Here is a 9,218-nt window from a genome sequence, read left to right as displayed (position 1 = left end):
CATCGCCGCCCTGGGCGGCGATGGCGCGGAGGGCCACGCGCATGTCGGCCTCATCGAGCCCGGCGACGATGACGTTGTGCGAGTCGTGGCCGACGCTGCTCGCCACCGCGCCGCGCGTGAGCCCGAAGGCGGAGAGCAGGCCGTGGGCGACGCCGCCGGAACGGCCGTGCCGCTCGATCACCGCGACATGGCAGAGGCCATGCGCCGCGAGCGTCTCCGGCCAGCCGGCGCCGGGGGTGAGGGCGAGGCGCTCGTGAGTCAGCTCGATGCCGGGCAAGGTGGTGCGGATCGCGTTGACGATGCAGGGGCCGGGGGGCAGCGCCGGGATCAGGGGCGGCAGCGGATCGGGCAGACGCATCGTGGCGTAGGCGGGGGCCGGGTAGCGGTAGGGCCGGGCCAGGGCCTGTTCGAGCCGCGCGGTGGGCTTGCGGTCCTCCACCACCAGTTCGCCGCCATACCACGTCGCCTGCGGCACCAGATCGTCGTCGAGCAGCACGAGATCGGCCCGACGCCCGCCGCCGAGACCGCCGATCTCGCCGTCGAGGCCGTAGCGGGTGGCGCCGTGCAGCGAGCCCATGGCCCAGGCGGCGGGCTTCGGGATGCCCCGCGCCACCGCCTCGCGCACCACCCAGTCGAGGCCGAAGGCGATGAGGTCGTCGGCGTCGCGGTCGTCGGTACAGGCGCAGACCCGCTTCCAGGCCGCGCCGTACTCGGTCACGGTGCCGATGGCCTTCGGCAGCGAGTGCCAGGGCGTGGTCGGCGGACCGCCGCGCAGGAAGATCCAGAGCCCGGCTTCCAGGAGGTCGTCGGCGATGTCGGCATCGATGGCCTCGTGGGTGTCGGTGACGCCGCTCGCCGCATAGGCCGCCACGAAGTCGCGCCCGTAGACATGGCCGGAGACCGGGCGTCCCCGCTCCAGGGCCGCCCGGATGATGGAATGGGCCCGCTCGTCCCCGGCGGCCACCGCCACGAAATCCATCTTCTCGCCGAGCCCGATCGCCTCGGGCCACGCGTCGAACAGTGCGGCGATCTTCTCCGCCGTCAGGTCCCCCCCGGCGGTCTCGAACTCCGGCGTGGTGGCCGGCACGGTGCTCGGCACGGTGAGGAAGATGTTGAGGGGCGCCTCGCGGGCATCCTCCAGCATCCAGGCGACGCCGTTCACGTCGAGCACGTTGCCGATCTCGTGGCTGTCGCAGACGATCGAGGTGGTGCCGTTGACGAGCGCCGCCTCGGCATAGGCGCAGGCCGTGACCATGCTGCTCTCGATATGCAGGTGCGGGTCGACCAGCCCCGGCGCGATCAGGCCGCCGCGCACATCGGTGCGGAGCGCGTCGCCGACATGGCTGCCGGCCGGCTTCACGGCGGCGATGCGCCCGCCCGCGACCCAGACCTCCCGGTCGGGCAGGATGCGCTCGGAATAGGTCGAGAGGATCCGCGCGCCCGTGATGACGAGATCCGGGGCGGCGCGGCCCGCCGCGACATCGGCGAGGCGTCGGGTCATGCCGCTCAGCGGCGCAACGGAGAAGCGGTTCAACGGCTTTGCGGTCATCGGGGCCTTCCCAGCACGGCTCTCGGGCCGGATGAGCAGGCATCGTGCCACGAAAGCAGCGCCCCGTATCAGGCCTCGTCGGACGCCGCGTCCCCGGCCGCCCGACCCCTGAAGCCGGTGGCCAGGACGTAGAGCTCGCTCGAATCCGCCCGGCTCGCCGCCGGCTTGACGTGGCGCACCACCGCGAAATCCCGCTTCAGATCGGCCAGAAGCTCGCCCTCGGTGCCGCCCTGGAACACCTTGGCCAGGAAGGCGCCCCCCGGCGCCAGGATCTCCGCCGCGAAGGCCGCCGCGGTCTCGGCCAGCCCGATGGTGCGCAGGTGGTCGGTCTTCTTGTGGCCGGTGGTGTTGGCGGCCATGTCGGAGAGGACGAGGTCGGCCTTGCCGCCGAGCAGTTCGTGCAGGCGCGCGGGCGCGCTCTCGTCGAGGAAGTCGAGGGTGATGAAGGTGGCGCCCGCCATCGGCTCGATCTCGAGCAGATCGATGCCGACGATGCAGCCGTTCTCGCCGACGATCTTCGCCGCCACCTGCGACCAGCCGCCGGGGGCGGCGCCGAGATCGACGATCCGCTGCCCGGGCTTGAGCAGCTTGAAGCGCTCGTCGATCTCGATCAGCTTGAACGCCGCGCGGGAGCGGTACCCCTCACGCTTGGCACGGGCGACGTAGGGGTCGTTGAGCTGGCGTTCGAGCCAGCGCTTCTGAGAGAGGGTGCGCCCACGTCCGGTCTTCACCCGCTGCTTCAGGTCGCCGCGCAGGCCGCCCGTCCCGCCTCGCCGGTCGCTCATGATCCCGTCCTCAAGCATCGGATCCGAGCCGATGCACACCAAGCTGCAAGCTCCGTCCCTATCCCGGCACGGCGGGCGCGTGAAGAGCGCGCGTCCGAGTGCTGCTTCGATCCAAGCCGGCGCCGCAGGCCGGAGCAGCCGGAAAGCGGCAACGGACGGGATGGAATCGATGTATGTTACGTTATAACACTGCATTGACCGGAACCGGTTCGCCGCTGTGCGAGCCGGCCCGGACGGCCCTGCAGGAGGAACCATGGATACGAGCATCGGCGTGGACGGTCACCCACCGGCCACCGACAGGGTCACCGTGCCGGCGGAGCGCACTGCCGCCACCTGCCTGACCGAGGCGGGCAAGGTTCTGCTGCGCTGGGCGGAGACGGTCGGCACCCGCAACGTCGATGCGGTGCTGGCGCTCTACGCGCCCGACGCCATCCTCGTCCCGACGATGTCGGACGATATCCGCGGCCGGGAGGACGACCGCCGCCGCTATTTCGAGAGTTTCCTCGACAATGACGGCATCAGTTGCGGCATCACCGTGCAGAAGAAGCGCGTGAGCCGGAAGCTGGGGACCGTGGTGATCGGCGGTCTCTACAGCTTCCAGATCCGCCGCGACGGCACGGAGACGGTGGTGCCGGCCCGCTTCCTCTTCACCTTCGAGGAGATCGACGGGCGCTGGCTCATCACCGGCCACCATTCCTCCAAGGCGATCGAGGACGTCTGATCCGGCCTCCGCTTGATCGGAGCGGGTTGCGTCTCGGCAAGCCCGCGCGGGGGTTGAGCGAAACCCAAATCCGCCATCCCGAAGGGATCGATCGGATTGGGGATACCCCCGCTCGGCCGCTCTGCGGCGGGAGCGTGAAATCGCGGTGACATGCCGGAGCCGACCGGTTGTCGGCTCCCCCCTCCCGAGGGCCGCAGCGAAGCGGAGCAACCCCCGGAAAGGCTCAGCGATACCGGCCGCGACGCCAGACGCCGTCCTCGCGCATCATGTTCATCAGAAGGCCCTCGCGCAGGCCCCGGTCGGCGATGCGCAGGCGCTCGGAGGGGAAGACCCGGCGGATCGCTTCCAGGATCGCGCAGCCGGCCAGCACGAGATCGGCCCGGTCGCGGCCGATGCAGGGATTGTCGGCGCGCTGGTCGAGGCGGGTGTCGAGCAGGTCCTCGATGGCGTCGCTGACCTCCCCGTCGCTCATCCACAAGCCGTCGACCCGGCGCCGCTCGTAGCGGGCGAGGCGCAGATGCATGGCGGCGAGCGTCGTCACCGTGCCGGAGGTGCCGAGCAGGTGGAAGGCGGGGGCGGTGGCCGCCGCCGCCGCGCGAATCGCGAAGGGGGAGAGCAGGTCGCCGACCTCCTCCACCATGCCCTCGAAGGTGAGACGGGTGACCTCGGTGCCGCCATGCCGTTCGGCCAGCGTCACCACGCCGACGGGCAGCGAATCCCAGGCGCGGATGCGCAGGGTCGGATCGGTCGAGGGATTGGCCGCCGCCCCGTCGAGCCAGGCGATCTCGGTGGAGCCGCCGCCGATATCGAAGATCACGACCGATTCCGCCTGCGGATCGGCAAGCGCCGCGCAGCCGGTGACGGCCAGATAGGCCTCGGTCTGCCGGTCGACGATCTCCAGGTCGAGCCCGACCTCGGCGCGCACACGGGCGACGAACTCGGCCCCGTTGACCGCGAGCCGACAGGCCTCGGTGGCGATCACCTTGGAGCGCGCCACCGCCCGCGACTTCATCTTGCCCCGGCAGATGCGCAGGGCCTCCACCGTGCGCTCGATGGCGGCCTCGGTGAGCCTGTTGGAATTGCCCAGACCCTCGCCGAGCCGGACGATGCGGGAGAAGGCGTCGATCACCCGGAAGCCGTTGGGGGTCGGCTCTGCAATCAGCAGGCGGCAATTGTTGGTGCCGAGATCGAGCGCGGCGTAGGCGTCGCGGCGACCGCTGCGGCCGGTCTCGTAATGCGGCGGGTAAGCCTCGATCGGGCGACCGCCCGTAACCGTGCGGGAACCCTCCCGCGATGTCTGCGGGCCGGCGGTGGGGCGGGCCGACACGGCGGCGGCGCTCTCATCCCTCATCGACGCGACCGAACTTCCTGGCGATGCGACCCGGCAACAGGCAGGGCCGTCGTGGCCCCAAGGCTACAGGCGTTGCCCGACAACTGCAAAGGCTCGATCACCGGCTCCGCACGATTTGCCGCAAGGATCCTGCGCGGATGACAGCGTCGCGCCCTCAAACCTCGCAGGCTTCGGAAACGCCCGATCCCGGAAAGCCTTCCCGCTGGTCGCGGCGATGCGAGAGAGCGCTTCGTCGGCGCCGCTCAGCCCGGCTCGCGGCGCGACCCGGCGGGGAGGTTCACGGCGTAGCGGCGCCCCTTCCACACCGCGCGGCCGGCACGCCCCGGCCGCAGCAGCACGTTCCACTGAATCGCCAGCGCCGTGCAGACGGTGGCGGGGTGCAGGGGAACGGTCGCGAGCGGCGCGGCCACCGCGAGGGTGACGGCGGCGCGGGTCGCGAGCGAGACCAGGGCAGCCAAGGCCGCCACGACGGCGGCCGCCCCGGCGCCCAGGGCCAGGGCGAGGCCGAGAATCAGCCAGGGCAAGACATGGCCGCCGAATAGCAGCGTGGTCCAGACGGGCAGCGCGCGGGCCGTCGCCATGCCCTCATGCGCGTTCTTCGAGAAGCCGGCCCAGGCCTGGGCGAAGTTCCGGTACATCCGGCAGGCCGCCAGGGCGTGGCCGGCAACGAGGTCGGTCCGCAAGCCGTGCTCCCGGAACAGCCGCGGCAGGCGCACCCCGTCGTGCAGGGAGGTGCGGATCGCCCCGTGGCCGCCGGTTCTGGCGTAGGCTTCGCGCCCGATCAGGATCATCTGCCCGCAGGCCGCCCCGAGGGAGGGCCGGGGCAGGGCGCGCATCAGGGCGATGGGCAGGTAGCCGAGCAGCAGGAAGTCGATCATCGGCACCGTCAGCCGCTCGCCGAGGCTGCCCATCACCTGACGCGGCACGCCGCTGACGAGATCCGCGCCGCTCCGCACGGCATGGGCGGCCAAGGCCGCCGCCCCGACCGGCGCCAACGTCACGTCGGCATCGAGGAAGAGCAGGTGCTCGCCCCGCGCCTCCGCCGCCAGGGCGAAGCAGGCGTGGTTCTTGCCGGTCCAGCCCTCGGGCAGGGACGGGACGGAGACCAGCCGCAGGCGCGGATCGGACAGCGCCAGCCGCCTGACGATGGCGGCGGTGTCGTCGGTGGAATGGTCGTCGCCCACCAGCACCTCGACGGACGGGCCGGTGCTCGCCAGCGCCGCCCGCACGGTGCCCTCGATCACCGCCGCCTCGTTGCGGGCCGGGATCAGGATCGAGACGAGGCCCTCGGTCCGGGACGGCGCGGGCGTGCGCAGGACCGCGAGATTCATCGCCGCCAGCAAAGCCGGCAGCAGGGCGAGGGCGAGGGCGAGGCCCGCGAGAACGAGCAGCGCGAGCGTCATCGGGTCCGCGTCTCCTGCCCCGGTCCGTCATCCCTGTGGCCGGGCTCGAAGCGGCGTCCGGTCAGGGCGGCGGCGAGGCGCCGCCAGCCGTCGTAGATTCCCCCGACACCGCGCCGTCCGGCAAGCAGCGTTTCGAACCGGGCGGCATCGCGGGCGATCACGTCCGCCGAGAGCCGGTCGAGGGTCGCGGTCAGCGCCGCCTCCAACCGCGCGAGACGCTCCGGCCGGGGCAAGGCGAGGAGGTCCGCCGCCGGCAGCGGTGCGCCGAAGGCGAGGAAGGCTTCCGCCCCGCGCTCGTCCCAGAAGGCGTATTCCACGGCGAGCGGCAGGAACGTCGCCTCGGGCGCGATCTCGGCGAGCCGCGCGACGCCGGGCTTCAGCCCGAGGGGGCGGACGCGCACATCGGCGAAGCGGCCCTGCGCCGTGATCCAGAGGACGCGGTCGGGCCGTGCCAGGATCGCGCGGGCGGCCGACAGGAATTGCGCCGCCCCCCGCGAACTGTCGAGGTCGACCGGAAACGCCCCCAGCTTCCGGAAGATGCCGTATTTCTCCAGCATCGCCGCATCGATCGGCGCGAAGCTCTCCCGCTCCGGGAACAGGCGCGCGGCGGCCACGATCAGGGTCGCCGCGTCCCACCATGCCGGATGGTTGGCGTAGATCACCAGCGGCCCCCGCCGGTCGCCGGCGGGCGGCGCACCCCAGCGGGCGACGCGCAGGGCGTTCAGGTGGCGCCGCACGAAGCGGTCGAAATAGGCGCTCATGAACCGCCAGAGCGGACCCGAGCGCGCGGGCGGCGGCGGTCTGGCCGGCATGGCGACGGCTCGGGCGGTCGCTCAGGCGCTCCTGCGCCATTCCGGCGCGGCGCCGGTGCGGAGATCCTGGTCGAGGGCGTCGGCGGCGATCCAGCCGGACATCATCACCATCGGCATGCCCGGCCCCGGATGGGCGGCGCCGCCGGCGAGGTAGAGGCCGCGCACCTCCCGCGAGCGGTTGCCGGGCTTGAAGGCGCCCATCATCCGCCCGTGCGAGGCGAGCCCGTAGATCGCCCCGTTCAGCACCTTGTAGCGGTCGTGGATGTCCTGGGGCGTGAGGTGGCGCTCGACGACGATGCGCTCCTCGATGTCCGGCATGCCGCCGGTGCGCTTCAGCTTCTCCAGGATGGTCCGGCGATAGGCCGGAAACATCTTGGACCAGTCGTGATGCGGCCGCAGATACGGCGTGTGCACGAGGACGTAGAGCGCCTCGCCGCCCTCCGGCGCCACGCTCGGATCGGTGGAGGAGGGGGCGGCGAGATAGGCGGTCGGGTCGGGTGCCGGCTCGCCCTTGCGGTAGATGTAGTCGAACTCCTCCTCCGGATCGCGGGAGAAGACGAAGTCGTGATGGGCGAGGTGCTCGTAGCGCTTGTTCAGGCCGAGATAGAGCACCACCCCGGAACAGGCCGGCTCGAAGCTCTTCTTCTCGTAGGACTTGCCGACCTCGCCGCCGACGAGCTCGCGGTAGGTGCGCACCGAATCCATGTTGGAGATGACGGCATCGTAGGCGCTGATGCCGTCGCGGGTGCGCAGGCCCCGCACTTGGCCACCCGCGATGTCGAGGCCCAGAACCTCGTCGGAGGATTTCATCGTGGCGCCGAGTTCGGTCGCGAGCTTCATCAGCCCCTCGGCCACCGCGCGGGTGCCGCCCATCGGGTACCAGACGCCTTCGGCCGTCTGCATGTGGGCGATGGCGCAGAGCACCGCCGGCGCGCCGTAGGGCGAGGAGCCGACATATTGCACGAAGTGGTCGAGCATCTGCGCCAGCCGCGCATCCTTGACCTTGCCGCGGATGGTGCTCGCCACGGTGGCGTGCATGCGCAGGGACAGCACGTCGCGCAGCGTGCCCGGATTCATGTTGGCGCGGATGTCGATCGTGTCGAACAGGTCCTGCACCGCCTTCCAGAAGAAGAACCGCTCCGAGACGTCGTGCAGGTGCTCGGAGACGGCGATGAACTTCCTGTAGCCCTCGCCCACCCCCTGGCCCGGCGCGAACCGATCCATCGTGGCGGCCATGGCGTTCACGTCCTCGATCAGGTCGATGCGCGACCCGTCGTCGAAGAAGCAGCGCCATTGCGGGTCGAGGCGGCGCAGGTCCATGTAATCGTGGACGCTCCGGCCGGCCTCGGCGAAGATGCGCTCCAGCACCCGGGGCACCGTGAGGATGGTCGGCCCCATGTCGAAGCGGAAGCCGCCCTCGTGCAGCACGGCGGCCTTGCCGCCCATCCAGCTGTTCTTGTCGTAGACCGTGACGCGATGCCCGCGCGCCGCCGCGACGCAGGCCGAGGCAAGGCCGCCGAGCCCGCTGCCGACCACCGCGACCGAAGAACCCTGGCTCATTGGAAACGCGTCTCCGGGGGCTGACAAACAGCCTTCAAGGCGAAGCTAGATCCGGGACGGGGCGGGTCAACGTGCCACCCGGTCGCGCTCGCGCCCTTTGTGGCTGCGGACCATGGCGAGATGCTTCAGGAAATTTCCGATTTCCCGGCGTCGCTGCTCGGCCTCAAGGACATCCGGCCCGAACCCGAGGTGCCACGCATGGTGGCGGCGGATCGCCTCGTCGTCGCCTGCGAGTTCCGCAATCTGATCGGCATAAGTCCCGACAGCACTGAGATCGGCCGCGAAGCCCGCGGCAACGACATCATCCGCGGTCAGGCGCAGCATCGCCGCGAGTTCGTCGAGATCGGTTTCCGGGTGATACTGCGTGCCCCAGAACAGCCCTCGTCCATAGCGGATCTCGATGGCCTGAACATCGAGGACTGCGTTGGCGGCGAGCACGCAAGCGCCCGGCGGCGCTGAGAGCACCGCGTCGAGATGGATCGCCGGCGCATCCCAGGCGTGGCCGCGGCCGGCGAGAAGGGGATGCGCCGCGCCCGCGCCGGTCGCCGCGAGGCGCCGGGCGAAGCCGTATTCCGGTCCGCGCGGATTCTTACCAACTTCGCCGCCCGCCACGGCGGCGGCAACCTGCATGCCCCAGCAGGAGCCGAACACCGGCAGCCCCGCCTCCAAAGCCGCGCGCATCAGTTCGAGCTGGCGTTCCACCGCCGGGCCGCCTTCGGCGAGCCGCAAGGTGGAGCCGGTGAGCACGAGACCGTCATAGGCGTCGAGGCCGGCCTCGATTCCGGCCACGGCATCGGCGGGATTGAGGAGCGTGCAGGCCGCCTCCGGCGCCAGATCGCCCACCACGGCAGCGAAAGCCTGAGAGGTCGTGCTGCCGATGGCCGCCTCCCGCTTGGCGCGGCCGTCGCGGTCGTTGCCGTCGGCGATCAGCAGGCGCAGCATCGCGTTGGTCATGGGGATCGGGCGGCTCGGCAAGCGTCGGGACGGTGGCGCATGGCTTTGCCCGATCCGCCGCGGCCGGTCGCGGGCGCCGGTCG

Annotated in this window: 8 protein-coding genes; 1 reads left to right on the top strand and 7 read right to left on the bottom strand. The window is 71.4% G+C overall.

Annotation, left to right across the window (positions count from 1 at the left end; genetic code table 11):
* On the bottom strand, positions 1-1,549 hold a 1,549-nt coding region (locus MZTS_RS23500), incomplete at its 3' end, for an adenine deaminase C-terminal domain-containing protein (RefSeq protein WP_192285667.1).
* A gap of 68 nt (positions 1,550-1,617) precedes the next feature.
* Positions 1,618-2,334 carry an RlmE family RNA methyltransferase gene (locus MZTS_RS23495; protein WP_192285665.1) on the bottom strand — a complete coding sequence of 239 codons (717 nt, stop codon included), beginning with the start codon at positions 2,332-2,334 and terminating at the stop codon, positions 1,618-1,620.
* 253 nt (positions 2,335-2,587) lie between these two features.
* On the opposite strand from MZTS_RS23495, the gene MZTS_RS23490 reads away from it, so the two are divergent.
* Positions 2,588-3,055, top strand: a complete 468-nt coding sequence (locus MZTS_RS23490; protein WP_192285663.1) for a DUF4440 domain-containing protein — start codon at positions 2,588-2,590, stop codon at positions 3,053-3,055.
* Positions 3,056-3,278: 223 nt separating this feature from the next.
* Here the strand turns inward: MZTS_RS23490 and MZTS_RS23485 are convergent, their stop codons facing one another.
* The 5 genes from MZTS_RS23485 to MZTS_RS23465 all read right to left on the bottom strand — a co-directional run bounded on the left by MZTS_RS23485 (position 3,279) and on the right by MZTS_RS23465 (position 9,135).
* A complete protein-coding gene (locus tag MZTS_RS23485; RefSeq protein WP_192285662.1) occupies positions 3,279-4,406 on the bottom strand; it encodes a Ppx/GppA phosphatase family protein in 1,128 nt (375 codons plus the stop codon).
* A 242-nt stretch (positions 4,407-4,648) separates the two neighbouring features.
* Positions 4,649-5,809, bottom strand: a complete 1,161-nt coding sequence (locus MZTS_RS23480) for a glycosyltransferase family 2 protein (RefSeq protein ID WP_192285661.1) — start codon at positions 5,807-5,809, stop codon at positions 4,649-4,651.
* Complete coding sequence (locus MZTS_RS23475; protein ID WP_246482249.1) at positions 5,806-6,621, bottom strand: lysophospholipid acyltransferase family protein; 816 nt, start codon at positions 6,619-6,621, stop codon at positions 5,806-5,808. Before MZTS_RS23475 ends, MZTS_RS23480 begins: the two co-directional genes overlap by 4 nt.
* 21 nt (positions 6,622-6,642) lie before the next feature.
* Positions 6,643-8,181 carry a phytoene desaturase family protein gene (locus MZTS_RS23470; RefSeq protein ID WP_192285660.1) on the bottom strand — a complete coding sequence of 513 codons (1,539 nt, stop codon included), beginning with the start codon at positions 8,179-8,181 and terminating at the stop codon, positions 6,643-6,645.
* Between the two features lie 66 nt (positions 8,182-8,247).
* Complete coding sequence (locus tag MZTS_RS23465; protein ID WP_192285659.1) at positions 8,248-9,135, bottom strand: type 1 glutamine amidotransferase; 888 nt, start codon at positions 9,133-9,135, stop codon at positions 8,248-8,250.
* Positions 9,136-9,218: the final 83 nt, after the last annotated feature.

This window comes from Methylorubrum zatmanii (genome assembly GCF_014845115.1).
Classification (GTDB): Bacteria; Pseudomonadota; Alphaproteobacteria; order Rhizobiales; family Beijerinckiaceae; genus Methylobacterium; species Methylobacterium zatmanii.
This window is presented reverse-complemented; position numbering and strand designations above follow the sequence as displayed.

Bases quoted from the DNA above. Each gene is read 5' to 3' on its own strand.
- MZTS_RS23495 (WP_192285665.1), bottom strand. From the start codon at position 2,334: ATGAGCGACCGGCGAGGCGGGACGGGCGGCCTGCGCGGCGACCTGAAG.
- MZTS_RS23490 (WP_192285663.1), top strand. From the start codon at position 2,588: ATGGATACGAGCATCGGCGTGGACGGTCACCCACCGGCCACCGACAGG.
- MZTS_RS23485 (WP_192285662.1), bottom strand. From the start codon at position 4,406: ATGAGGGATGAGAGCGCCGCCGCCGTGTCGGCCCGCCCCACCGCCGGC.
- MZTS_RS23480 (WP_192285661.1), bottom strand. From the start codon at position 5,809: ATGACGCTCGCGCTGCTCGTTCTCGCGGGCCTCGCCCTCGCCCTCGCC.
- MZTS_RS23475 (WP_246482249.1), bottom strand. From the start codon at position 6,621: ATGCCGGCCAGACCGCCGCCGCCCGCGCGCTCGGGTCCGCTCTGGCGG.
- MZTS_RS23470 (WP_192285660.1), bottom strand. From the start codon at position 8,181: ATGAGCCAGGGTTCTTCGGTCGCGGTGGTCGGCAGCGGGCTCGGCGGC.
- MZTS_RS23465 (WP_192285659.1), bottom strand. From the start codon at position 9,135: ATGACCAACGCGATGCTGCGCCTGCTGATCGCCGACGGCAACGACCGC.